Here is a 26,227-nt window from a genome sequence, read left to right as displayed (position 1 = left end):
ATATGCCGAAAACGGCTTCACCTTTCCTGTGAACCCGCTTCCGGCATTCTTTTTTCTTTCGTTATCCGATTTTTTTACAGTACATCCTGATGGCAGATATGACGGATTTTTTCTTCATCCAATGCCCGGATCACATTTGCTGCCATCGCACTTGCCGCTTCAAGATCTTCTCTTGCACAGAAATTATAATGGCTGTGCGCATAGCGGGATGGAACACCAAGCACCAGACACGGAACTGCTTTTCCTGTCACGCTGATTTTTGCTGCGTTTGTGCTTCCGCCTCTTCTTACGCTCTCCTGGTATTTAATTCCGCATTTTTCTGCTACTTCCTCGGCCAGTGAAATAAACTGCGTATTGGAAATATAGCTGTTGTCCAGGATACGAATCTGAACACCCTTCTTCATGCAGCCCTGTGCCTGTCCTGCGCTGATGAAAAAGTCATCGGAAGGAGATCCCTCAAATACAATGGCAAGGTCCGGTTTTACAATCTGACTTGTTACCACAGCACCGCGGGTTCCGACCTCCTCCTGTGCTGCAAAGGCGCCGACAACATTAACCGCAAGAGAAGCCTGCTCCTTTTCCAGCTGTTTCATCGTATCTACGATGCATGCGCAGCCGGCACGATTGTCAAATGCTTTTCCGAAGCAGATTTCATGCTCTGCATCGTATTCAAAGGTTACATCCGGCATCATCGGATCACCGATATGGATTCCGAAAACGTTTTCAACCTCCTCGCGGCTGGTTGCTCCGACATCCACATACATTTTTTCAATTTCCAGAGTCTGGCTGTTGCGTTCTGCTGTTGTCATGAAATGAACCGGTTTCGCACAGATAATACCATGTACCATCTTTCCAGATCTGGTGCGGATCCATACCGCATGCGCCGGAAGGCTGGTCAGATGAAAGCCGCCAAGCATGATAATGCCAAGGCATCCGTTGTCCTGGATATTCTGTACCATGAAACCGCATGCGTCCAGATGGGCATCCAGCTGGATGACCGGACGGGAATCCTGCTTTGTTCCCGGCATCCGCACATACAGGTTATTCATTGCGTCATTTTCTACATCAAATTCTTTGCAGTAATCTGCTATGGTACGGATGACATCCTCCTCAAATCCACTTGGTCCAAATGCATCGGAAAGCTTACCAAACATTTCTATATCCATTGTTTTATCCTCTTTTCTTTGGGTTTCTATCAGATTTATATTCTTAATATACAACAAAGCAGTGTGCTGTGACAATATCCATCCAGCGATCTGTCTCCAGCTTATTTGTGAAGGTATCTACCTTCTGCATTCCCGGATAAAACGACATCGTGTACGCTTTTTTCCAGTCTTTATAGGTTACCTCATATGTAAAGTGCTCCGGAAGAGCCACCTGACACTCTTTTTTCTGTCCGGCAACTGCCTTTTTTACCCCTTCCCGGATTTCGGATATCACTTTTCCTTTCGCCTTGCACCACGTTGCCGCACCGACACCATGCTTCGTTTCCACTGTCGTAATGCCCGGAATCAGTTCTTTGGCCTGACGGCAGATCTCTTCATCTCCGGAAAGGAACAGCACCGGTACGTGATGTGATGCTGCTGTATAGCTGTTCAGCATGCACTCACTCATCACTTTTCCATTCAGATGAATATACAGGCTGTTTCCTGTCGATGTGTGGCTGATCGAAAAATTGGGATCTCCTGCCGGTGCATGGTATCCAAGATACAGTACGCCGTCATAGCTGTCGTCGATACCATACATCATATTATACGGATGACCACTCTTTCCCCGGATCAGGGTGACATACTCCGGCATTTTCAGCGGGTCAATGTTGGATGCATCTCCGTGACCGTCCTTTACGACAATCTCATCCGCGCCCGCTTCATGTGCTGCTTCGCATGCCGCAACGACCTCTTCGGTCATCTCCTCTGCAAATCTCTGGTATACGCTTTCCTTCTTATGTGTTTCATCGGTCAGTGCCACTCCGGCACAGCCCTCGATATCTGCACTGATAAAAAGCTTCATTTCTGCTGTTCCCTTCTTTCTTTATCATAAAGATGACAATATACGTAATGTCCGTCATCCACTTCATACCGCTCCGGTGCCTGTGTTTTGCAGCATTCCATGCATTTTGGACATCTGGTATGGAATTTGCAGCCTGTCGGCGGCTTGTGGGCGGATGGGATGCTTCCCTCAAGCAGAATTCTTTCTCTTTTTGCCGTCGGATCCGGAACCGGAACTGCGGAAAGCAGTGCCTGCGTATACGGATGCATCGGATTGCTGTAAATTTTCTCTTTTTCTCCGACCTCCACGAAATTGCCGAGATACATAACGCCGACACGGTCACTGATGTATTCCACAACGCTCAGGTCATGTGCAACAAAAATATAGGTCAGATCCAGGTCATGCTTCAGTTCATTTAAAAGATTCAGAACCTGCGCCTGAATAGACACATCCAGTGCCGAAACCGGTTCGTCTGCGATGATCAGAGACGGTTCTACCGCAAGTGCACGGGCAATTCCGATTCTCTGACGCTGACCGCCGGAAAATTCATGTGGATAACGGTTTGCATGGTAGTCATCCAGTCCTACCCGGTGCAAAAGATCCAGCACTTTCTTTTCCAGATCCGCTTTATCCTGATACAGATGATGCACCAGCAGCGGCTCTGCAATGATGTCAAAAACAGACATCCGTGGATTCAGGGACGCATACGGATCCTGAAAAACCATCTGTACCTTTTTCCGGATGGAACGCATTCTCCGGTCATTGTACTCTGTAATATCTTCTCCATCCAGATACACATGGCCCGATGTCAGATTTTCCAGTTTGCAGACGCCTCTTCCCAGCGTGGATTTTCCGCAGCCGGACTCGCCTACAATTCCGAATACCTCTCCTTTTTTCACCTCAAAGGTAACTCCGTCTACCGCTTTGACGAATTCCTTTTTCCCAAATCCGCTTCCGGCAACCGGATAATAAATTTTCAAATCCTCTACTCTAAGTAATGTATCTGACATCCTAGTCACCTGCCTTCTCTACGTGATCTGTTTTGAGCTGTCCGCTTTCGCAGAGCCAGCATCTGCTGATATGGCCTTCTTCGATCTGGAAAAATCCCGGTTCTTCCTCGCGGCATTTTTCCGAAGCGTATGGACATCGCGGCTCAAATTTGCAGCCTTTCGGCATATATTTCGGGTTTGGAACGTTACCCGGAATCGACTTCAGTTCTTTTCTGGCGTCTCCCAGTCTCGGAATCGATCCCAGCAGTCCCTTCGTATACGGGTGGGACGGATTGGCGAAAATTGTTTTTACATCTCCGCGCTCTACCACGCGGCCGCAGTACATAACGGCAACATCATCGCAGACCTCTGCAACAACGCCAAGATCATGTGTAATAAACAGGATGGATGTACCCGTCTCTTTTTTCAGCTGATTCATCAGATCCAGTATCTGTGCCTGAATCGTTACATCCAGTGCAGTCGTCGGCTCATCCGCAATCAGGATTTCCGGCTTGCATACAAGTGCCATGGCAATCATGACCCTCTGTCTCTGGCCGCCGGAAAGCTGGAACGGATACTCCTTCATCATATGCTCCACACGCGGAACACCCGTTTTCCGGAGCATGTCCTCTGCCTTTTTCAGTGCCTCTTTTTTTGATATTTTTTCGTGCTGCAGAACGCATTCTGCCACCTGGTCTCCAATCTTCATGACCGGGTTCAGACTGGTCATCGGTTCCTGGAAAATCATGGAAATCTTGCTTCCGCGCAGCTTTCTCTGCTGTTCCTTCGTCAGCTTTACAATGTCATCGCCATCCAGCAGGATTTCGCCATCAGCAATTTTTCCTTTCGTTCCGGTCAGTAATCCCATCACAGAGAGGGATGTCACGCTCTTTCCACTTCCCGACTCGCCTACGATACCAAGCGTTGCGCCGCGTCGAAGCTCCACATCGACACCGTCTACTGCTTTGATCACGCCGCCATCGGTATAGAAATACGTATGTAAATTTTTTATCTCAAGTACGTTATCAGTAGCCACTTCTGCTCCTCCTTATCAATCGGAAAGTTTCGGATCGAGTGCATCGCGAAGTCCGTCGCCTAACAGGTTAAAGCTCAGTACGGTAAGGAAAATCGCAAGACCCGGGAAAATCGTCACATACATTGCACTTGCCATATAGTTTCTTCCGTTGGAAAGAAGCAGCCCCCATTCCGGTGTCGGCGGCTGTGCGCCCATTCCCAGGAAGGAAAGGCTCGATGCTGTCAGAATGGAAGATCCAAATGACATGGAATACTGTACAATGATGTCCGGAATGGCTCCCGGCAGAATATGGTGAAACAGAATTCTTGCATCGGAAACACCGATGTTCCGTGCCGCCAGGACAAAGACGGAATTTTTCAGGCTCAGCGTTTTGCTTCGGACAAGCCGCGCAAAGGTCGGTGTAGAAAAGACAGCGACCGCAATCACAACGTTTGTCATGCCGCTTCCGAGGATTGCCACGATGGCGATTGCAAGAATCAGTCCCGGAAAAGCGAACAGGACATCGCAGATTCTCATAATAATAGAATCAATCCATCCGCCGTAATATCCGGCCAGAAGTCCGAGAATGGTACCACAGACTGCACCGACCGTAACAGCGCCGAATCCGACTGCAAGTGAAATCCGGGTTCCACAGACGATACGGGAAAACAGATCCCGTCCAAACTCATCCGTTCCAAACAGGTGCTTCATACTTGGTCCCTGCAAAATCGCATTGTAATCATACTCATTGATTCCGTACGGCACAATTTTGCTTCCGAAAAACGCAAGGAAAATGAGAAAAATGATAAAACAAAGCGCAACTACTGCATTTTTCTGTTTTTTAAATTTTCGAACCATCTCAGAAAACGGAGTTTTAATTCTCTCCTGGTTCTCGGTCTGTACTTTTTTCTTTTCTTTCATTCCACTCATCTCCTACTGAAGTTTAATTTCCGGATTCAGAACCGCATAGAGGATATCGACAATCAGGTTGATGACGATAAACTGCAGCGAAAAGATCAGAATCAGGGACTGGATTGCCGGATAATCTCTGTAATTGACCGATTCAATCAGAAGGGAGCCAAGGCCAGGATAGGCAAATACCGTTTCTGTGACAACAGAACCTCCCAGCAGAAAGCCGAACTGCAGACCCACAACCGTCACGACGGAGATCATGGAGTTGCGGAAAACATGCTTCCAGATCACAACCTTTTCTTTGATTCCTTTTGCTCTTGCTGTTCTGACGTAATCTTCTTTTAAAACCTCAATAATGGAGGATCTTGTAAATCGTGCGATCACGGCTGCAATTCCGACGCCGAGCGTGATCGACGGCATAATCAGACTTTTCAGGCTTGTTCCGCTTGTTGTCGGCAGAATTCGCAGTTTTACCGCAAACAGCATAATCAGCAGAAAGCCGATCCAGAACGAGGGGAGCGAAATACCTGAGACCGCAATCGTCATTCCGGTATAATCCTGCCATTTTCCCCTGTGGGTTCCGGACCACACACCAAAGAGCACACCAACAACCGAGCTCCACAGCAATGTGACAAATGCCAGACGAACGGTATTTCCGAATCTTCCCGCAACCTCCTTTGCAACCGGCTGCTTTGTGCGAAGGGAGGTTCCGAGATTTCCTTTTAAAAGTCCTGTCACGTAGGTAACATACTGTGCCGGAATGGATTTATTCAGGCCAAGCTCTTCTCTTACTGCCTCTACGTCATCCTGTGTTGCCTGCTCTCCTGCAACGAGTCTCGCCGGATCTCCCGGAATCAGGCGGACAAAGAAAAATACAAATGTAATAACAATAATCAGTGTGGGGATCGTACCCACAATACGCTTCAGTATATATTTTGGCATATTGTATCTCCTACTTTCATGCTTATCCTACAGGTACAATCCCACGGATCACTGCCTGCTTTCCTGTTTGTAAGAAACCGGCGCCCTCTTTTGATGGAAGGACGCCGGGGTCTTTTTCATATCCTTATTTCAGTCTGCCGTTATTCGGCTGCCATTCTGGCATTTCTCATGCCGATGCTTCCATCGCCTAACAGATATACTCCGGTAATGTTGTTGCTGGTTGCCCAGATGTTTTTATCGCTTGCGATGCAGAGCAGCGGGAGATCCTTCCATACGATATCCTGTACTTCTCCATAGATCTCACCACGTTTGTTTTCATCTGCAGTTGCAAGACCGTCTTTGAGAAGCTGATCTACTTTTTCATTCTCATAGTAGCTGATATTGAAGCTCATCGGCGGCTCAGACTCGGTTGCCAGCATCGGGCGAAGTCCCCAGTCAGCATCACCGGTGGAAGTAGACCATCCGCTTAAGTAGCAGTCAACCTCGGCATCTGCTCCTGCGCAGTCAGCTCCCTGAACCTTTTCATTCAGAACGGCATTTTCCATTCCGTTCAATTCCAGATCAATACCAACCTCAGAAAGCTGCTGTTTGTAGAACTCTGCTTTTTTCTGATTTGCTGTCGTGTTGCTGTACATCAGTGTTGTGGTAAATCCATCCGGATATCCTGCTTCCTTTAACAGCTCTTTTGCTTTTTCCGGATCGTAGGAATACGGATCATTTCCTTTGTAGTGCTGTACTTCTTCTCCTACCATAGAAGTTGCCACAGAACCGTAACCGTTCATAACGACCTGGATATATGCCTCTTTGTTGATTGCATAAGCCATTGCCTCACGAACCTTAACATCGTTGAACGGTGCTTTCTGTGTATTCATGAAGAAGTACCATACGGCGATGCTGTCGCCCATTCCAACGGATACGTTGCTGTCACCTTTTAAGGTGTCAACACTTTCTGTCGGTACAGACCACATAATCTGTGCGTCACCTGCCTGAATTGCAGATACACGGGTAGCACTTTCTGCAACCGGTTTGAATGTGATGCTCTTAAATCCTGCATCTGCATCTGCCAGAGCAGTTCCGCCGCAGACGTCTGCGTCATATCCCCACCAGTCTTTGTTCAGTTCTACTTTCATATGGTCACCGGCAACCCACTCAACAAATTTGTACTGGCCGGTTCCTACCGGTGCCTGTGCACAGGCATCTTCTCCTGCTTCAATCTGTTTCGGGCTCATGATCAGCGTAGCCGGATGTGCCAGGTTGCTGATGAAAGCACCGAATGACTGTGATAAATAGATTTTAACGGTATAATCATCTACCTTCTCTGCATGATCCAGAACATTGCAGAGGAATGTAGTACGTTTCAGTCCAAGGCTCTTATCTGCCCATTTGTTTACGTTTGCAATCAGGGCATCTGCATTCCACGGAGTTCCATCGGTAAAGCTTACGCCCTCACGAAGATGGATCGTATACTCGGTTGCTTCATCGTTTGCTTCGTAGCTGGTTGCCAGCATCGGAATGATCTGCATATTCTCATCAAATCCAAACAAACCGTCCATCATCATTCGCTGTACACCACCGGAAAGTGTATCGGAAGTATCCATCGGATCCATGGTGGTAAAGTCTACAGCTACCATTGCCGTAACATCAGAATCCTGGGATACCGACTCGCCTGCCGGAATCGTGATGGTATTCTCCGTACCTGCTTCTGAACCGGATGAGGTCGATGCAGCGGATGCTGTTGATGTGCTCTTACTTGTGTCAGAAGAACCTGTCGATCCACATGCTGTCAGTGCCAGTGCCGTTGCTGCTGCAACCAGAGCACGCATTACATGTCTTTTTTTCATTGTTGTCTCCTCCTTTTCTGCAAGTGTTGCTGTTTTCTTTGTTCTTTCTTTTCACAGATAACAGAACCATGATATAAAAAAGAGCAAAGATGCCTTACCTTTTTTTTACAGCCCCTTTGCTTAATCGGTATTATAGATGTAATGCGTCACTATGTCAAAGCATTCTTCTTGATTTTTTCTTTTCTTTTTTGTCTTTTTGCATTTAGGTTGTTTATTTTCGTCAAAAATGATATAATTATCCTAATTTTTAACCCATTACCACTTTTTAGCAGGAAAAGAGGTCCCTTTATGAACAGAAAACAAAAGCTTGGCAACGTATTGATCATTTCTTCCCGGAAACGAATGCTTTCCGAATTTCAGTCTTATCTTCACTCCGTGCTCGGTGAATATCTCACCTTCAACACCCTTTTAAGAGAGCAGGCCACAGACCCCTCTCTCTTCCGGGGATACCAGTGCGTCCTTTTTCCAAGCGTCCGCGCCATGGAAACCTTTCCGCTTACCCTTGACTCCTCCATTTTGCAGCTCCCCTGCGACCGCGTTTTCAACCATATGTTCCTGGATAAAATCATTCAGATTCCGCCGCACGAACGTGTCTATCTGGTAAACGATGATAAATATTCCACGCTCGCTATCATTTCCCAGCTTGAGGAATGCGGCATCACACAATATGACTTTGTTCCGTTTTATCCCGGATGCAAGGATACCGAGTCTGACATTCAGTTTGCCATCACCGCCGGCGAGCCGCAGCTCGTTCCTTCCCGCATCCCCAATGTGCTGGATATCGGCAACCGTATCATCGATATTTCCACTATTTTACAGCTCTGCGAATATTTCAACATTCCTCTGCAGACCGTAAACCGTGTATCGCGCAATTATGTCAATCAGATTCTTCACACCGTCAAGACCTCAGAAACTTACTATACAAATTATGTACAGACCGAACAGCTCATGCAGGTGATCCTGTTCTCTCTTCCCATTGGCATCTGTCTGTTTGGTGCGGATGGCCGCATTCAGTTCATGAACGCTAAATTTGCACATGCCTTCTCGCTTCCTTCCTCCAACTTTGAAGGACAGCCTTTTTCGGAATGTCTTCCGCCTGCCTACGCGGACACTGCTTTCGACCGCAACGGTGACTGGACCATTCTCCTTTCGGATCAGAAAACACAGATCACGTTAAGCGTTCTCTCTATGGTTTTTCCAGATACAGAACCTGTTTTTCTTGCGTTTCTTCCCGAGAGCAGATCCATGGAAATGTCGGTATCGAAAGACGAAAAAACGGAAGAAAGCACTTTTTTCGCTTCCTCCCGTACCTTTTCCCTTTCCCTGTCCCACGCAGATTCCGTCCAGAATCTGATGGCGCAGGCCAGACATCTTGCACTTTTTGATTTTCCGATTCTGATCCAGGGAGAAAGCGGTACACAGCGCCGGACACTCGCACGTGCGATCCACAATTTTTCGCGCCGCCACCATTATCCGTTTTCTGTTCTTCATTCTCCGGGAAATGATCTGACCGAAGCCTCCCTGCTCCGGCTTCTTGCCGAAACCAACCATGGCACACTCGTCCTTTCCCAGGTGGACCGTTTTCCGCTTTCCATTCAGGATCTGCTGGTCAATGTTCTTACCAATGTTCATGGTAACTTCTTTTCCGCACCGGAAACCCGCCGTTTCGATGTGCGTATCATTGCTATTGCGGATGATAACCTTTATAAAAAAGTAGAAAAAGGAACCTTCCTGCGGGAGCTTTTTCACCTTTTAAGTGCTTCCGAGCTTCAGACAGTCCCGATCCGCAGACGCAGGGAGGATATTCCCGATCTTCTCAATTACTTTCTGCTTCAGTTTTTCCACAACACCGATATGACCTGCGACCGGATCTTTTCGGAAGGGCTTCTGCGCTTTCTGAAGGAATATGCGTACCCCGGAAATATTCATGAGCTGTACAATCTGTCCTGCAGCCTGTTTACCCGGTACAGCAGCCATAAGCTGCAGCTTTCCGATCTGCCGACATACCTCCGTTCCCGCCAGATGGCTGACGTTTCCCTCACCGCCCTTCAATATCAGGTTCTTTCTTTCGTATCGACGCATCCGAAAGCAGGCCGCCTGGCAATCAAAAACGGACTGGCCGACGGAGAAACCTTTGTATCCGAAGCGGCTCTGCGCACCGTACTCGGAGAGCTTTCTTCCGCCGGTTATCTCATCGTGCACCGGACAAAAGGCGGATGTGAAATTTCCGAGCTGGGGCGTATGGTTCTGGAAAAATAATTTATTTCAGAAATCCCGGTGTTTCCAGAAATTCGGCAAGGCTGCGGTATCTGGCTCCGTCCAGGCCTCTTTTTTCCTTTGCGGTTACCATAGAGTTCAGGATCGCTTCCTCCACAGCCTCTGCCGCTGCTTCAAATGCCTCGTTGATTTTTTCTTCTTTTATCCGGGCGCACGCTTCCACCTCACATGTACTCTTTGTGTCTACGCGGTTTGCTGTTGTAAATCCGATCATGATTTCACCGCTTCCGTGGCCGGTGTAGGCTCCTGTTCTGGCGATTCCAACTCCACAGCGGCGGATAATCCGGTACAGCTGCCGCTCCGATACCGGAAGGTCTGTTGCCAGAACCGTCATAATAGATCCCCGGTCTTCGGCGCTGCTTCCGCATTCTTCCTTCCGGATCCGCTCCAGAATCTTCTCTCCTGCCGGTTTTCCACTGATTTTCAAATCTCTGGTTGCTCCGAAATTTGACTGTACCAGAACACCAATGGTATATGTTTTTCCGTCAAGCACCAGCGTGCGGGATGCCGATCCGATTCCCCCTTTCAGCCCATAGCAGATCGTTCCTGTTCCGGCACCGATATCACCTTCCGCAAAGTCTGTATCCGCCTGCTCCAGTGCCTGATACAGCTCTTTTTCCCCCACTACCCGGTTACAAATCTCATTGATTCTCGAATCATTACATTCTCCGACAACCGGATTGATGGAAAAAACATCTTCCCCTTCTTTTTTGGTCTGCTGTATCATCCAGGAAATCATGGCATCCGCCACTTTTCCGACATTCAGTGTATTGGTCAGGGCAATGGGCGTTTCAAGAGTTCCGAGCTCCTGTACCTGCACAAGACCGCACGTTTTCCCGAAACCGTTATGCACGTAGGCAGACGCCAGGTACTTTTTCAGAAACGGATTGCCCTCTCCCGGCACAATCACCGTCACTCCGGTATGCTGATTTCCACTTTCCACCGTCGCATGGCCTACCCGCACACCGGGCACATCCGTAATTTTGTTTCGCGGTCCGTTTTCATGATGTCCGATCCGATATCCGTAATCGCTGATTCTCTTCTGTCTCATCCTGTTTCCTCCTCTTTTTATGATGTACTCCCGGAATTTTTCAGCTCGCGCAAATACAGGCACAAAAAAAGACTCCGAAGATACATTTTTTTCTCACTTTACGCTCTCTTCTCTCTTCTGTCCATACCTCTTCCCACAATTTTTCTTCTTTTCTTTATATTTTTTCCATTTCTTTTAGAATTTGGACACACTTTGCTCACATATTCCTTTTATAATAAAGCTCGGATAGTTGATAAACCACTCACTATCTCCCCCCTCATAAAAAGATGGCGATATACTTTTGTATATCGTCATCTTTGTTTTTACTGACAAAAACGCCCCCGGGCGGAAAACGTAACCACTTCCGTTTTCCGCCCGGGGGCATTCTTTCTTCCTTTTTGCTCAGGCCTCTGCAGCAGCTTCCTCTGCTTCCGCTTCTGCCATCGCCTGTTCGTACTGTTTCAGGATAATGGTCTGAATTTTTTCTCTGGTTCCGGAGTTGATCGGATGTGCGATATCGCGGTACTCCCCGTCCGTAGCCTTACGGCTCGGCATTGCGATAAACAGTCCTTTTTCTCCTTCAATCACCTTGATATCATGTACAACAAATTCGTCATCGATTGTGATAGACACAACCGCCTTCATTTTTCCTTCTTTTGTTACCTTGCGTACTCTCACGTCTGTAATGTTCATAAACTTTTATGCCCCTTTCACCCCATAATCAGATGGCGTATCTTTCGTTTTTTTCGACAACAATTTTGATGCCGTCCTCCCCACAGTGATAGGAGTTTGCACGGATGGTGTCCCTGCTCTCCACAATACAGTTTTCAATGTGAGTGTTGTCTCCGAGATATACATCATTTAAGATGATAGAATTTTTAATCACACAGTTGTTTCCAACATATACCTTCTTGAACAAAACAGAGTTCTCAACCTGTCCGTTGATGATACAGCCGCTGGATACAAGAGAATTTTTCACTGTGCAGCCAGGATTGTATTTTGCCGGCGGAAGATCGTCGATCTTGGAGTAGATGCCCGGATACTGTCCGAAGAAGTAATCTCTTACCTCCGGTTTCAGGAAATCCATGTTGGTTCTGTAATAGGAATCTACGGTAGCAATGTTGCTCCAGTAGGTATTGATCTTGTATCCGTAAATCCGTTTCAGGTTTTTGTAACGGATTAAAATATCCTTTACAAAGTCGTAGCGGTCTTCCTGTGCGCTGCGCTCAATCATTTCGATCAGCTGGCGACGGCGGATGACATAGATACCGGTAGAGATCACGTTGGAGCTCGAAACCATCGGTTTTTCCTCGAACTCCTCGATGCGGCAGTCCTCATTCATCTTCAGGACGCCGAAGCGGCTGGTATCTGCTTCCTTGGAATCCGTGCATACCACGGTAACATCCGCACGTTTTGCAATATGGTATTCCAGTACCTTATTGAAATCCAGTTTGTATACGCCATCTCCCGATGCGATGACTACGTACGGTTCATGGCTGTTTTTCAGCCATGTCAGGTTCTGACTGATCGCGTCTGCCGTTCCACGGTACCACCAGCTGTTATCTGATGTAACGGTTGGAGAAAATACAAACAGACCGCCATGTTTTCTTCCGAAATCCCACCATTTGGATGAGCTCAAATGCTCGTTTAAGGATCTGGCGTTGTACTGTGTCAGGACAGCCACCTTCTGAATATGAGAGTTTGCCATACTTGACAGCGCAAAATCGATGCTGCGGAAGCTGCCTGCGACCGGCATAGCTGCAACGGCTCTTTTATTGGACAGCTCTCTCATTTTGTTGTTGTTACCGCCTGCAAGAATAATTCCCAATGCTCTCATATTACTCACCGTCCTTTTCTACAATTGCTCCGCCGGACGGAAGTGTGCCATCCGGGTAATCCTCAAGGGAAGTTTCGCCGGAAATGCAGACATTCTTTCCAATGGTTACGCCATCCGGAATGACTGCCTTTTCTCCAACGGTCACAAGTCCGAATCCGTAAATATTCGGTTTTAAGACGTTCGGCGCTTCCTCGCCAACGCCCATCACAACATGCCTGCCGACATGTACGTTTTCTGCAATAATGGCCTTATTGACCTGGGTTCCCTCGCCGATTGTGCTGTGGCGCATAATAATAGAATCTCTTACAACAACACCCTTTTCAATGCGCACATCCGCACCGATGACGGAATTATGTACCTCTCCGTAGATTTCAGCGCCCTCGCCGATAATACAGCGGTCGACGACAGCGTCCCCTGAAACATACTGCGGACGGATGATATCACCTTTGGTATAGATCTTCCAGAACTCCTCATATAAATTGAATTCCGGAATAATATCGATCAGCTCCATATTTGCTTCCCAGTATGAGCCAAGCGTTCCGACATCTTTCCAGTAGCCGTTGAACTCATACGCAAACAGACGTTTTCCGTTGTCGCGGCAGTACGGCAGAATGTGTTTTCCGAAGTCACAGCTCGGCTGATCCTTCAGGGCTGTCAGAGATTCCTTTAATGCTTTCCAGCTGAAAATATAGATGCCCATAGAAGCGAGGTTGCTTCTCGGGTGCTCCGGTTTTTCTTCAAATTCGGTAATTCTTCCGTTTCCGTCTGTGATCATGACACCGAAACGGCTTGCTTCTTCGATCGGTACCGGCATACATGCGATGGTCACATCTGCGTGGTTTGCTTTGTGATAGTCAAGCATCACCTCGTAATCCATTTTGTAAATGTGGTCGCCGGAAAGAATCAGAACATATTCTGGATTGTATGTTTCCATATAAGCCATGTTCTGGTAAATTGCATTTGCAGTTCCTGTATACCATTCGCTGTTTGTACTTTTTTCATATGGCGGCAGAACGGTTACGCCGCCTTCGTTTTTATCGAGATCCCACGGAATACCGATTCCGATATGGGTATTCAGCCGCAGCGGCTGATACTGGGTCAGTACGCCTACCGTATCAATTCCTGAATTGATACAATTACTGAGCGGGAAGTCGATGATTCGATACTTTCCGCCAAATGCTACTGCCGGTTTTGCCACTTTCTCCGTGAGCACACCGAGACGGCTTCCCTGACCGCCTGCCAGCAGCATTGCTATCATCTCTTTCTTAATCATGCAATCACCTCTTGTCGTATCTAAAGATTTGCAGTAACTGTAAGAATGTACGGTTCTACGCTTACCGTTCACCGCTTTTCCGCGAACGGTAACCTTCGCTGCCCCCCTTCAGGCTTTGCCTTGCAGGAAGGGGCTACTTACACCTGAATCACTTTCTCACGCAGCGAAACAGCACCTGTCTCCCTGTGTACGAAACAGCAACCATGCTGTCGGTTCTGGTTTTTCATATCCACGCACTTCTTTGATAACTACAATTAAAATTATATCACACTTCCGTCTCATTGTGAACATTTTTTATAATTTTTCTTTTATTTTATCTTATATTTTATTGATTTTGACTATGCATTTTATTTGTGTCAAAAATCGTATCATGATTTTCTACAATTTTCGACAGCGTATTCATTTATTTTTACCAGTTTTTGTTACATTTCGTTCATTTTAGTTTGCAATATTTCTTTTTGCATATGTTCTGGTTTATAATACTTATCCATTGTTTTTTATTTCATTTTCGAATTCATCCGCTTTTTTTCTTTTACTTTTCCGGCAAATACGTGTATACTATTAGCCAGAACAGTTCCAGCCGGATTCCGGGGAACCGGCGCTGCATTTCGTTCTGTTCTTTCCTATATTAATTGAAAAATATGTATTGAGAAAATTTCCCCATTTTCAGTGAAAAGACACATTGAAGGAGATACCATGTACGAAGTAGATTTCAGCAAACCAATCCATATACATTTTATTGGCATCGGCGGCATCAGCATGAGCGGCCTTGCCGAGATTCTTTTAAAAGAAAGCTTTACAATTTCCGGTTCCGATGCAAAAGAAAGTGACCTGACCCGCCACCTGACTTCTCTTGGCGCACAGGTTTTCTACGGCCAGAAGGCGGAAAATATCATTCCTGGCATCGACCTTGTCGTTTACACCGCAGCGATCCACCCGGACAACCCGGAATTTGCCGCCGCCAAAGCTGCCGGCATTCCGATGCTGACCCGTGCTGAACTGCTTGGACAGATCATGCGCAACTACGATACACCGATCGCCGTTTCCGGTACACACGGAAAGACGACAACAACTTCTATGCTCTCCCACATTCTGATGGCCGCTGACTGCGATCCGACTATTTCTGTCGGCGGTATTCTTCCGTCCATCGGCGGAAATATCCGTGTCGGCCATTCCGAAACCTTCCTGACCGAGGCATGCGAGTATACCAACAGTTTCTTAAGCTTCTTTCCGAAAATCGGCATTATCCTCAACATGGATGCAGACCATCTCGATTTCTTCAAAGATATCGACGACATCCGCCACTCTTTCCGTGCGTTTGCCCGTCTGCTCCCGACCGACGGCATGCTGATTATCAATGCCGATACGCCGAAATACGATTACGTGACCGAAGGTCTTGGCTGTAAGGTTGTCACCTACGCGCTGGAGAATCAGGCTGTCGCTGATTATACCGCTGCCAACATCACCTACGATGAGTTCGATCACCCGTCCTTCGACTGCATCTGCCGTGGCGAGCTGCGCGGTCGCTATACGCTGATGGTTCCGGGACTTCACAACGTTTCCAACGCCCTGGCTGCCATTGCACTGGCCGATGAACTGCAGCTGCCGGAAAACGCTATCCACGAAGGCTTTGCCACCTTCCGCGGAACCGACCGCCGTTTCCAGTATAAAGGTACATACCACGGAGCAAAGGTGATCGACGATTATGCGCATCATCCAACCGAAATCCGTGCAACGATGGAAGCCGCTGAAAACTGTGCGCACAGAACACTGTGGTGCGTCTTCCAGCCGCATACCTACACCAGAACGAAAGCGCTGCTCGATGATTTCGCCGCCGCTCTTTCCCTGGCAGACCATGTGGTTCTCGCCGATATTTACGCAGCCAGAGAAACCGATACGCTCGGCATCTCCTCCAAAGATATCCAGGAGCGCATTGTAAAACTCGGCACTGCCTGCGAATATTTCCCATCCTTTGCGGAAATCGAAAACTATCTGAACGAAAATCTTGCCGAGGGCGACATGCTGATCACCATGGGTGCCGGAGACGTTGTAAAAATCGGTGAGGAGCTTCTTGCTTCCGAAAAATAAAATCATTCTTTCGCTTTACCTGCTCCCTGTGGAAAATGGAGTTTTCCTTTTTTCCACAGGGTCTTTTTTTGCTCCGAATCCACACAATCTGTCTTTTCGCCAAATAGTTACGCACATTTTTATTCACAGCTATTTTCCTGTATTTTCGCCTGTTTTCAGAGTTATCCACATTATCCACAATTTTATACACATTTTTACGATCCACACAATGTGGATTTCCTGTGTATAACTTTGTTTACATAACGATATCACCAGAAAGTCCTATACTTCCCTGTTTTCCTCCATTTTTCAACATTTTTGGTAGATGATAATATTTCACAAAACGGATTTCTCCACATTATCCACATTGTCCACAGTCCTTTTTCATCCACCGTGCCTTTTTCCCGGAATGTTTTTTCCGCAAAACACCTATTCACTTGTCGAAAATACTGTGTTATACTTGATTGTGTATGAGAAGGCAAGACGTATAATAAAAAACAGATCGCTAAAAGTAAAAATCTGCCGCACGATAAGAACAGGATGGTGTAATTTTGAGTATGCTGACATTAAACAATGACTGCCTGGCCAGTGTGACTGCTGTGCCGGATCTTTTTCTGGAACAATATATGCCCGCAGCCAACGGAGAATTTGTAAAAGTGTACCTTTATCTGCTGAAGCTGGTCAAAGACCATCAGCAGGATTCCACTCTGTCATCGATGGCAGATTTTTTTTCCTGCACGGAAAACGATATCGTCCGGGCGCTGAAATACTGGGAGAAGCAGGGACTCCTCTCGCTCTCCTACACCGCCGGGGAAAGCGTTCCGACCGGAATCGCCTTTCTGCCGCTTGTCCGGAAGGAAGAAAGCGGAATCCTTCCAACACCGGAATCCTCGATTTCCGGCCCGATTGCGGCTGCACCGGCTGTTTCTGCTGTATCCGTTGAAATCCCGCAGACGGAACAGACCCCGGCTCCATCACCACAGCCGGCCGTTTCTGCCCCATCTGCCTCTTCTCCGGCAGATGATCTTTCCAGTTCCGGTATTTCCGGACAGTCAGTAGAAAAAAAACACGCTCCCGGCAGCCGCGAAGAACTGCAGCACGTTCTTTACGTTGCGCAGACGTATTTCGGTCATCTTCTGTCGCCAACGGAAATCGAATGCATCATGTTTTTCTATGATGATCTCCACTTTTCCGCGGATCTTCTGGAATACCTGGTGGAATACTGTGTTTCGAAGGGAAGCACCAGCATCCACTACCTGAAAAAGGTAGGACTCGCCTGGCAGGAAAGCGGAATCCGCGATGTTGCCTCTGCCAAACAGGAGACCACGACATTCAACAAACATTACTACACAATTTTGAAAGCATTCGGCATCCGCAACCGCGCACCGGTGGAAAAAGAAGCCGAGATGATGGACCGCTGGCTGAATACCTACGGTTTTACGATTGATCTTATCATCGAAGCCTGTCAGCGCACCGTTTCCAAGATCGGCCAGCCGAGCTTCCAGTACGCGGAAGGCATTCTCTCCAAATGGAAGGAACAGGGCGTCCGCTCCATGGCAGACGTCGAACAGCGCGATGCGGAGCACCAGAAAAGGAAGAAAACCGCTTCTGATCAGAATGCGGCACGAAAAACCGCTCCTGCTGCTTCAAGTAACCGCTTCAACAATTTCCATCAGAGAGAATACGACTACCAGAAGTTAGAAGAACAGCTTCTGAAATAACGCCCGGAGGACGAAACAACTATGGCACTGACAAACCCGCAATACGATGCGATTATGCGCATGTACAACGAACGGCAGCTCCGCCACCAGAGAGAACAGCAGGAGCACATCCGCATTGCTTATGAAAAGATTCCGCGCCTTGCGGAAATCGACGCCGAGATTGCATCCCTCTCGGTCCGGAAAGCAAAAGCGATGCTGAACGGAGACGCTTCCATGGATCTCGACCTGAATGCTGCCATCCGTGACCGTTCCCAGGAACGCGCGGCGCTCCTTTCCATGCACGGCTACCCGGCAGACTATCTCGAGCTGACGTATGACTGCCCGCTCTGCCGCGACACCGGCTACATCAACGGCACGCAGAAATGCGCCTGCTTCAAAAAAGCTGCCGTCGATCTTCTGTACCGGCAGTCCAACGTGGAGGAGCTTCTGAAAGCCGAAAATTTCAGCCAGTTCTCTCTGGATTACTACTCGGACAGCCTGACCAGTACCGGAACACCGCTCACTTCCCGCGAGGCCGCTGCTGCCGCGCTCGAAAAAAGCCAGGCGTTCGTCCGCAATTTCGGCTCGTCGTTTGAAAATCTCTTCTTTTACGGCGACACCGGTGTCGGAAAAACGTTTCTTTCGCACTGTATTGCCCGCGAGCTGATCGAGCAGTCGTTCTGTGTGATTTATTTTACTGCATTTGATCTGTTTGACCTGTTTGCACGCTACACCTTTTCCAGTTCAGAAGAAGCAAAAGACGCTCACGCCAATATCTTTGACTGCGATCTTCTGATCATCGATGATTTAGGTACGGAACTGACCAACAGCTTCGTCTCTTCCCAGCTCTTTCTCTGCATCAACGAACGCATCCTGCGGAAGAAATCGACGATCATCTCCACGAACCTGCCCCTTGACCGCTTCATGGAGACGTACTCGGAACGTACCTTTTCACGAATTTCAAGTAACTACACCATCATTAAACTTTTTGGAAACGATATTCGGATCCAGAAAAAACTTTTGGGAGGAACCAAAGCATGAGTAAGGGAACTGAAGGACATTTTGACACACTGCCAATCGGAAGACTGGGACTGATCCCGCTGAACAGCAGCGCCGCACTTGGAAAAAAGGTCGACGATTATCTGGTCAGCTGGAGAAAGGGACGCGGCAATGAATTTGCGGAAAAATATGTCGCTGCCTATGAAGGATATGAGCGTGACAGCTACATTATCCAGTCTCAGGTTCCGCGTTTCGGTTCAGGCGAGGCAAAGGGTATCATCAACGAATCTGTCCGCGGTGACGATATCTACATTCTGCTCGATGTCTGCAACTACAGCCTGACCTATTCTCTGTGCGGCTACACCAACCACATGTCTCCGGACGACCACTTCCAGGATCTGAAGCGTGTCATCGCAGCCATCGGTGGAAAAGCCCGCAGAATCAATGTCATTATGCCATTCCTGTATGAGAGCCGCCAGCACAAGAGATCTGGAAGAGAGTCTCTCGACTGCGCACTTGGTCTGCAGGAGCTGACTGCTATGGGCGTAGAAAACATCATCACCTTCGACGCTCACGACCCGCGTGTCCAGAACGCGATTCCGCTGCATGGATTTGAAACCATCCAGCCGGCTTACCAGTTCATCAAAAACATCCTGCGCAATGCACCGGATATGAAGCTCGACAAGGATCATCTGATGGTCATCAGCCCGGATGAGGGCGGTATGGGCCGTGCGATCTACATGGCAAACAACCTCGGTGTTGACATGGGTATGTTCTACAAACGCCGCGACTACTCTACCATCATTGATGGACGCAACCCGATCGTTGCCCATGAGTTTCTCGGTGCTGATGTCAAAGGTAAGGATATGATCATCATCGACGATATGATCTCCTCCGGCGAGAGTATGCTGGAAGTTGCCAAACTCTTAAAGGATCGTGAGGCACGCAACATCTACATGTGCTCGACCTTCGGACTGTTCACCAGCGGACTGGAGAAATTCGACAAGGCTTATGAGGAAGGACTCTTCACAAAAGTTCTGACCACCAACGTCGTATACCAGACACCGGAGCTTCTCTCCCGCGAATATTACATCAGCTGCGACCTGAGCAAATATATCGCTCTCATCATCGACAAGCTGAATCACGACGCCTCCATCAGCGGACTGCTGGATCCGGCGGATCGTATTCAGAAAGTCATCCGCAAATTTAAAAACCGCGAGAAGATCTGATCTTTTCTGTGAATATCTCACAAATGCCGAAGCCGTTACGAAAACGGTTTCGGCGTTTTTTTATATTTTTAGCAAATTCTTGCTAGTTTTTTCTTTTTTCGGCTGTATAATGAAATTACATTGTACGACGAAGGAGGTATCACACATGCAATTTGGACATTTTGATGATGCGAAAAAAGAGTATGTCATCACAAGCCCGAAGACTCCGCTTCCGTGGATCAACTATCTGGGATCTGAGAACTTCTTTTCTCTGATTTCCAATACCTGCGGCGGATACAGCTTCTACAAGGACGCAAAACTTCTGCGTCTGACCCGTTACCGTTATAACGATACGCCGCTCGATCAGAACGGACGCTACTACTACATCAAGGACGGCGATACCGTCTGGAACCCGGGCTGGCAGCCGACCCAGACGCCGCTCGATTCCTACGAGTGCCATCATGGCCTTGGCTACAGCCGCTTTGTTTCTTCCAAAAACTTAGTTGCCGCTGAACTGACCGCTTTTGTTCCGCTGGCAGATTCCTGCGAAGTAAACCGTCTCATGCTGACCAACAACGGCACCGAAGAAAAAACACTGACTCTGACTTCTTTTGTAGAGTTCTGCTTCTGGAACGCCGTGGACGATATGACCAACTTCCAGAGAAACTTCAGCATCGGCGAAGTTGAGATCCAGGGTTCTGAGATTTACCACAAAACTGAGTACCGCGAGCGCCGCAGACATTACGCTGTTTATGCAGTCAACTGCCCGATCGACGGATACGATACCGACCGCGACGCTTTCCTTGGCGCTTACCGCGGAAATGACCGCCCGGAGACCGTTCTGCGCGGCACTGCAGGCAACACCGTTGCCAGCGGATGGGGTGTGATCGGTTCCCACCACATCGACGTTACCTTAAAACCAGGCGAGTCCCGCTCCTTTATCTTCGTTCTCGGCTACTGTGAGAATGCAGCGGATGACAAATGGGAAGCTCCTGGCGTGATCAACAAAAAGCCGGCAAAAGAGATGCTCTCCCACTATCAGACCGACGAGCAGGTTGACGCAGCACTTGCAGAGCTTGCTTCCTACTGGGAAGGCCTGCTGGCAAAATATGCGCTCTCCTGTGCAGATGAAAAACTGGGACGCATGGTCAACATCTGGAACCAGTATCAGTGTATGGTTACCTTCAACATGTCCCGTTCCGCATCCTACTTTGAGTCTGGCACCGGCCGCGGCATGGGCTTCCGTGACTCCTGCCAGGATCTGCTCGGCTTCGTTCATCTGATCCCGGACCGCGCAAGAGAGCGTCTGCTCGATATTGCCGCTACCCAGTTTGAAGACGGAAGCGCATACCATCAGTACCAGCCACTGACGAAGAAAGGAAACATGGATATCGGAAGCGGCTTCAACGATGACCCGCTCTGGCTGATCGCCGGATGTGCCGCCTATATCAAAGAGACCGGAGATTTCTCTATTCTCGACGAGCAGGTTGATTTCGACAACGATTCCACCAAGGCACAGCCTCTGATGGAGCACCTGAAACGTTCCTTCGACTTTACCGTAACCCATCTCGGACCGCACAAACTGCCGCTCATCGGCCGTGCAGACTGGAATGACTGTCTGAACCTGAACTGCTTCTCTGCAGAGCCGGGCGAACCGTTCCAGACGACAGGACCTTCCGAGGGACCGGTTGCTGAGTCCATTTTCATCGCCGCTATGTTCGTGAAATACGGCAAAGAGTACGCAGCCATCTGCCGCCGCAGAGGCAATGAGGAAGAAGCTGTTTACGCAGAAAAAGAAGTCGAAAAAGTTTACCAGGCAGTCCTTGATGCAGGCTGGGACGGCGAATGGTTCCTGCGTGCTTATGATGCAGCAGGCGAAAAAGTCGGCTCCAATGAGTGTGAGGAAGGTAAGATCTACATCGAGCCGCAGGGCTTCTGTGTTCTTGCTGAAATCGGTGTCAAAGAGGGACTGGCTGAAAAAGCACTGACTTCTGTCAAAAATATTCTGGAAACCAAGTACGGTGTCGTTCTTCTGCAGCCGGCTTACACCAAGTATTACCTGAATCTTGGTGAGGTTTCCTCCTATCCGCCGGGATACAAAGAGAATGCTGGTATCTTCTGCCACAACAACCCATGGATCTCCATCGCTGAAACCGTTGTCGGCCACGGAAACCGCGCATTTGATCTGTACCGCAAGATCTGCCCGGCTTACATTGAGGACATCAGCGAGATCCACCGCACCGAGCCGTACGTCTACTCTCAGATGATCGCCGGAAAAGACGCTGCTCACTTCGGTGAGGCAAAGAACTCCTGGCTGACCGGTACTGCCGCATGGACTTTTGTCAATGTTTCCCAGTACATCCTCGGTATTCAGCCGGATTACGACGGACTGACCTTAAATCCGTGTATTCCGTCCAATATGGAAGAGTTCAAGATCCGCAGATACTTCCGCGGTGCATGGTACAACATTACCTTTAAGAATCCGGATCACAAAGAGAAGGGCATTTCTTCCCTCACGGTAAACGGAACCGCAGTAGAAGGAAATCTGATTCCGCTCACCGAAGGCTGCACCGAATATGATGTTGTTGCCGTAATGTAATTTTTCAAATTTCAAATCTCCATAAACACAAGGCGAGCCCCGGAAAGCACAACTGCTTTTCCGGGGCTCGTCCCTTTTATTCTTATTTTTTACTGCAGCTGCCGTCTCTCTCTGACACCGGAAAGATCTTTGATGACCTCTCCCGCCAGAATCAGTCCTGCTACGGACGGCACAAACGCTACGCTGCCCGGGATATCACGCCGCTCCGTGCATTTTCTTGCAGCTCCCGGAGGACAGATACAATTTGTCCGGCAGCTGATGCTCATATCCTCAAGCGGACGGAGGGATTTTTCCTCTGAATAAACCACTTTCAGTTTCTTCACGCCGCGTTTTTTCATCTCACGACGCATGACCTTTGCCAGCGGGCACATGTTCGTTTTATAGATATCCGCCACGCGGAACTTCGTCGGGTCCAGCTTGTTTCCGGCTCCCATGCAGCTGATGACCGGCACATTGCACGCTTTGGCGCGCATGATAATCTCAATCTTCGCTGTCACCGTATCGACAGCATCCACCACGTATGAATACTTCGAAAAATCAAAATCGTCCGCATTTTCCGGCAGATAGAAGCATTTGTATACCTCTACCTCCGCTTTCGGATTGATATCCAGAATGCGTTCTTTCATTACGTCTACTTTATATTTTCCGACACTGCTTCTCGTCGCAATAATCTGACGGTTGATGTTGGTGAGGCAGACCTTATCATCGTCTACCAGCACAAAATGGCCGACACCGCTTCTTGCCAGTGCCTCCACGGTATAGCCGCCCACGCCGCCGATACCGAAAACGGCAACGGTCGCATCCGCCAGAAGATCCATGCTCTCCTGTCCGAGCAGAAGCTGTGTTCTGGAAAACTGATTTAATGCCATTTGTTTTCCTTCCTCCTTGTTTATAATCTCTACTACAATAATAGGTTATTTGCTTTTGTCTGTCAACACCTTACGGAACCAGCTCTGCGGAAACTCAAAAACAAAGAGAATGCCAAGCACAATCGCAACTGCATCCTTCAGTGTCAGAAATCCTCTTGCACCGGCGCGCTCCAGATCATTGGTTACCACGTAAAAAGCAGTCCAGTAGATGCCGCTTCCCGGCACCAGCGGGAAAATACCCGCAATCAGAAATACCGTTACCGGACAGCGCTTGTACACCGCAAAGCTGCGCGACAGAAGGATGACGAGCACCGTTGCAAAAAAGATGGACACCGGCTCTGTCGTATGCGGGAGGATCAGTTTATAGCAGATCCAGCCGCAGGCACCTGCCAGTCCGCAGTACAGGTAGTATTTCCGCGGCACCTGGAACAGCAGCGCAAACGCAATCGTTCCGACGCAGGCTGCAAAAAATTCCGCAATTAAACGAATGGTATCACTCATAGCTGCAGCCCTCCCGCCAGTTGATGATATCCTGTGATAATCAGTCCGACGCCGAGCGCAATACAGAATGTCACAAGCAGCGCATCGAGCATCCGCACGGAACCCGCGATGTAGTCCTGATCCGCAATATCACGGATGGCGTTCGTGAAATTGACACCGGGCACCAGCGGAATAATCGAACCGATGATGACCTTGTCCAGATGATGGCCGATCCCCGCCTGATACAGAAAAACGGCAATCAGTGTGACAAGCGCGCCGCCGGAAATATTCGTCGCAATTTTTGACATTCTGCCGCGCAGCAGGTACAGCAGATAGAAGTACAGAACAAAGCCCGACAGAAATGCTACCATGCTGTCCACCACATCGCCGCCGAACAGAAAACAGAAGCACGCGCTTCCGACACCGGATGCAAGTACCTGGTGCCATCTTGGTTTGTCCGGCATCCGCTGAATGTCGAGCAGCCAGGCCTTCGCCTCCTTCGGCGCGTGCAGCCCCTCCTCGATTTCGCGGGAGAGCTGGTTGACTGCCGTTACCTTGTCGAGCCGCGCCGCCGACAGCGGAATGTGACGCACGCGGGCAAATTCCTGCTTTTTTCCGCTCTCAGCTGTCAGAAAAATACCACTGCTCAACACAAACGCATCGCTGGAGTCAACGCCATACGCCCGCGCAATGCGGTCGATCGTCTCCTCCACACGGAAGATTTCCGCACCGCTCGCCAGCAGGATGTCTCCCGCCAGCGATGCCACATCAAGCGCTTCTCTCGTCGATTCTGCGTTCATCTTTGTTTTCCTCCTTTTTCAAAACCGTATACCCATTTTCCTTTCAAAAACAGATACAGGAAAATGACAGAACTGATACTCCAGGTCAGCGGGTAAGCCCAGAAAATCACGCGGATATCCGGGATCAGCCGGACCGTCACGGTAATGTAGCTGACGCGGAACAGGCACCAGACGCAGAGCATGACAACCATGGGAACCGCGGCGTGCCCGGAACCGCGGAGCACAGCCGCGATGCAATGAGAAAACGCCAGCAGAAAATAAAACAGTGCAATCGTTCTCGCCTGCATCACGCCGTAATGGACAACGGCCGGATCGCTGTTAAACGCCGCAATCAAAGTCGGTGCGGCCGCATAGATCACAAACCCGATCAGCTCGGCGATGGTAATGGAACAGAGAATGCCAAACCGCGCTCCTTTTTTCGCCCGGTCATACTGTTTTGCACCGAGATTCTGGCTGACAAACGTCGTTAATGCCATCGTAAAGCATGTAACCGGAAGGAATGCAAAACCCTCGATTTTTGCATATGAACCGCAGCCTGCCATCGCCATTTTCCCGAATGCATTGATGTTCGTCTGCACGAAAACGTTTGCGATCGAAATAACCGAGTTCTGGAAACCGGACGGCACACCGTTGCGGATAATCTCGCCAAGCGCCCGGCCGTCGAAACGGATTTTGCGGATATGAAGACGATACTCTTCCTTCGTCCGCAGCAGATGGATCATGCAGAGAATCGCGCTTGTGAACTGGGAAATGACCGTTGCAAGCGCCGCCGCACCGACCCCCATGCCAAGCCCTCCGATAAAAAGCAGGTCGAGCACAACATTGATGCACGACGATACGATCAGATAGATCAGCGGGTGACGGCTGTCGCCAACGGACTGCAGGATGCCGACGAAAATGTTATACATGATAAAACCAAGAGATCCTGCAAAATAGGTACGGAAATATTCGACGGACTGCGGCAGGACATCGGACGGTGTTCCCATCAGCACAAGGATTTTCGGCGCCAGATACATGCCAAGCACAGTCAGCGCTGCACCGGCCGCCAGGCCGAACGCCACGGTCGTATGGATCGCTTTCTGCAGATCTTCCCGGTTTTTCGCTCCGTAATACCTTGCAATCACGACACCGGCGCCCATTGCGATACCGTTAATAAAACCAACCATCAGAAAGATCAGATTGCCCGAAGAGCTGACCGCTGCCAGCGCATTGCTTCCCAGAAAATTTCCTACAATCAGTGAGTCAGCCGTGTTGTACAACTGCTGGAACAGATTGCCAAGAAACAGCGGAATCGCAAACAGAATCATCTTTTTCGAAATGCTGCCCTCCGTCATTCTTGTCTTACTTTCTGCACTCATTCGTAAAAACCCCCATTTCTTTTTCGTACAGTCAAAACCGGT

21 protein-coding genes are annotated in these 26,227 nt (G+C 48.8%); 6 read left to right on the top strand and 15 right to left on the bottom strand.

Annotated features, from left to right (window positions below; translation table 11 throughout):
- Nucleotides 1–74 precede the first annotated feature (74 nt).
- The 7 genes from DXD92_RS15990 to DXD92_RS15960 all read right to left on the bottom strand — a co-directional run bounded on the left by DXD92_RS15990 (nt 75) and on the right by DXD92_RS15960 (nt 7,688).
- The gene (locus tag DXD92_RS15990; RefSeq protein ID WP_118641016.1) at nt 75–1,166 is read right to left on the bottom strand and encodes a M42 family metallopeptidase; all 1,092 of its coding nucleotides are present in this window, start codon (nt 1,164–1,166) and stop codon (nt 75–77) included.
- A 43-nt stretch (nt 1,167–1,209) separates the two neighbouring features.
- On the bottom strand, nt 1,210–2,010 hold the full coding sequence (locus DXD92_RS15985) for a M55 family metallopeptidase (RefSeq protein WP_055219245.1): 801 nt from the start codon (nt 2,008–2,010) through the stop codon (nt 1,210–1,212).
- A complete protein-coding gene (locus tag DXD92_RS15980) occupies nt 2,007–2,999 on the bottom strand; it encodes an ABC transporter ATP-binding protein (RefSeq protein ID WP_055219243.1) in 993 nt (330 codons plus the stop codon). Before DXD92_RS15980 ends, DXD92_RS15985 begins: the two co-directional genes overlap by 4 nt.
- Before the next feature lies 1 nt (nt 3,000).
- Entirely contained in the window at nt 3,001–4,014 is a 1,014-nt protein-coding gene (locus DXD92_RS15975; RefSeq protein WP_118641014.1) for an ABC transporter ATP-binding protein, read from the bottom strand.
- 15 nt (nt 4,015–4,029) lie between these two features.
- Complete coding sequence (locus tag DXD92_RS15970) at nt 4,030–4,914, bottom strand: ABC transporter permease subunit (protein WP_055265632.1); 885 nt, start codon at nt 4,912–4,914, stop codon at nt 4,030–4,032.
- 12 nt (nt 4,915–4,926) lie between these two features.
- A complete protein-coding gene (locus DXD92_RS15965) occupies nt 4,927–5,847 on the bottom strand; it encodes an ABC transporter permease (protein WP_118641012.1) in 921 nt (306 codons plus the stop codon).
- Between the two features lie 140 nt (nt 5,848–5,987).
- On the bottom strand, nt 5,988–7,688 hold the full coding sequence (locus tag DXD92_RS15960; protein WP_118641010.1) for a glutathione ABC transporter substrate-binding protein: 1,701 nt from the start codon (nt 7,686–7,688) through the stop codon (nt 5,988–5,990).
- A gap of 288 nt (nt 7,689–7,976) precedes the next feature.
- On the opposite strand from DXD92_RS15960, the gene DXD92_RS15955 reads away from it, so the two are divergent.
- Nucleotides 7,977–9,947, top strand: a complete 1,971-nt coding sequence (locus DXD92_RS15955; RefSeq protein ID WP_022463231.1) for a sigma 54-interacting transcriptional regulator — start codon at nt 7,977–7,979, stop codon at nt 9,945–9,947.
- Nucleotide 9,948: 1 nt separating this feature from the next.
- On the opposite strand, the gene DXD92_RS15950 is transcribed toward DXD92_RS15955, so the two are convergent.
- From DXD92_RS15950 to DXD92_RS15935, 4 genes are all read right to left on the bottom strand, one after another.
- The gene (locus DXD92_RS15950) at nt 9,949–11,016 is read right to left on the bottom strand and encodes a P1 family peptidase (RefSeq protein WP_118641008.1); all 1,068 of its coding nucleotides are present in this window, start codon (nt 11,014–11,016) and stop codon (nt 9,949–9,951) included.
- Nucleotides 11,017–11,397: 381 nt separating this feature from the next.
- Nucleotides 11,398–11,688 carry a septation regulator SpoVG gene (gene spoVG / locus DXD92_RS15945; RefSeq protein WP_022463229.1) on the bottom strand — a complete coding sequence of 97 codons (291 nt, stop codon included), beginning with the start codon at nt 11,686–11,688 and terminating at the stop codon, nt 11,398–11,400.
- Nucleotides 11,689–11,716: 28 nt separating this feature from the next.
- On the bottom strand, nt 11,717–12,832 hold the full coding sequence (gene glgD / locus DXD92_RS15940) for a glucose-1-phosphate adenylyltransferase subunit GlgD (RefSeq protein WP_022463228.1): 1,116 nt from the start codon (nt 12,830–12,832) through the stop codon (nt 11,717–11,719).
- A gap of 1 nt (nt 12,833) precedes the next feature.
- Nucleotides 12,834–14,105, bottom strand: a complete 1,272-nt coding sequence (locus DXD92_RS15935) for a glucose-1-phosphate adenylyltransferase (protein WP_117802608.1) — start codon at nt 14,103–14,105, stop codon at nt 12,834–12,836.
- A 696-nt stretch (nt 14,106–14,801) separates the two neighbouring features.
- On the opposite strand from DXD92_RS15935, the gene murC reads away from it, so the two are divergent.
- From murC to DXD92_RS15910, 5 genes are all read left to right on the top strand, one after another.
- Complete coding sequence (gene murC, locus DXD92_RS15930; RefSeq protein ID WP_118601400.1) at nt 14,802–16,193, top strand: UDP-N-acetylmuramate--L-alanine ligase; 1,392 nt, start codon at nt 14,802–14,804, stop codon at nt 16,191–16,193.
- A 536-nt stretch (nt 16,194–16,729) separates the two neighbouring features.
- Nucleotides 16,730–17,893, top strand: a complete 1,164-nt coding sequence (locus tag DXD92_RS15925) for a DnaD domain protein (protein ID WP_118601401.1) — start codon at nt 16,730–16,732, stop codon at nt 17,891–17,893.
- Between the two features lie 21 nt (nt 17,894–17,914).
- Nucleotides 17,915–18,913 carry an ATP-binding protein gene (locus DXD92_RS15920; RefSeq protein WP_055219220.1) on the top strand — a complete coding sequence of 333 codons (999 nt, stop codon included), beginning with the start codon at nt 17,915–17,917 and terminating at the stop codon, nt 18,911–18,913.
- A complete protein-coding gene (locus DXD92_RS15915; RefSeq protein WP_118601402.1) occupies nt 18,910–20,100 on the top strand; it encodes a ribose-phosphate pyrophosphokinase in 1,191 nt (396 codons plus the stop codon). The genes DXD92_RS15920 and DXD92_RS15915 overlap by 4 nt, the downstream gene beginning before the upstream one ends.
- Nucleotides 20,101–20,245: 145 nt before the next feature.
- On the top strand, nt 20,246–22,678 hold the full coding sequence (locus DXD92_RS15910; protein WP_118641006.1) for a GH36-type glycosyl hydrolase domain-containing protein: 2,433 nt from the start codon (nt 20,246–20,248) through the stop codon (nt 22,676–22,678).
- A gap of 89 nt (nt 22,679–22,767) precedes the next feature.
- On the opposite strand, the gene DXD92_RS15905 is transcribed toward DXD92_RS15910, so the two are convergent.
- The 4 genes from DXD92_RS15905 to DXD92_RS15890 are packed head-to-tail and all read right to left on the bottom strand — an operon-like array spanning nt 22,768 to nt 26,185.
- The gene (locus tag DXD92_RS15905) at nt 22,768–23,547 is read right to left on the bottom strand and encodes a tRNA threonylcarbamoyladenosine dehydratase (RefSeq protein ID WP_118595278.1); all 780 of its coding nucleotides are present in this window, start codon (nt 23,545–23,547) and stop codon (nt 22,768–22,770) included.
- Between the two features lie 45 nt (nt 23,548–23,592).
- Nucleotides 23,593–24,048 (bottom strand): threonine/serine exporter family protein, encoded by a 456-nt coding sequence (locus DXD92_RS15900; RefSeq protein ID WP_117761736.1) that lies wholly within the window; start codon nt 24,046–24,048, stop codon nt 23,593–23,595.
- Nucleotides 24,045–24,827: a threonine/serine exporter family protein gene (locus DXD92_RS15895; RefSeq protein ID WP_117761737.1), complete on the bottom strand. Its 783-nt coding sequence runs from the start codon at nt 24,825–24,827 to the stop codon at nt 24,045–24,047. The genes DXD92_RS15900 and DXD92_RS15895 overlap by 4 nt, the downstream gene beginning before the upstream one ends.
- Entirely contained in the window at nt 24,824–26,185 is a 1,362-nt protein-coding gene (locus DXD92_RS15890) for an MATE family efflux transporter (RefSeq protein ID WP_118641042.1), read from the bottom strand. Before DXD92_RS15890 ends, DXD92_RS15895 begins: the two co-directional genes overlap by 4 nt.
- Nucleotides 26,186–26,227 lie beyond the last annotated feature (42 nt).

The organism is Blautia sp. TM10-2 (genome assembly GCF_003480845.1).
GTDB lineage: Bacteria > Bacillota > Clostridia > Lachnospirales > Lachnospiraceae > Fusicatenibacter > Fusicatenibacter saccharivorans.
The sequence above is the reverse complement of the archived record's forward strand: the minus strand, read 5'-3'. Positions and strand labels throughout refer to the sequence as shown.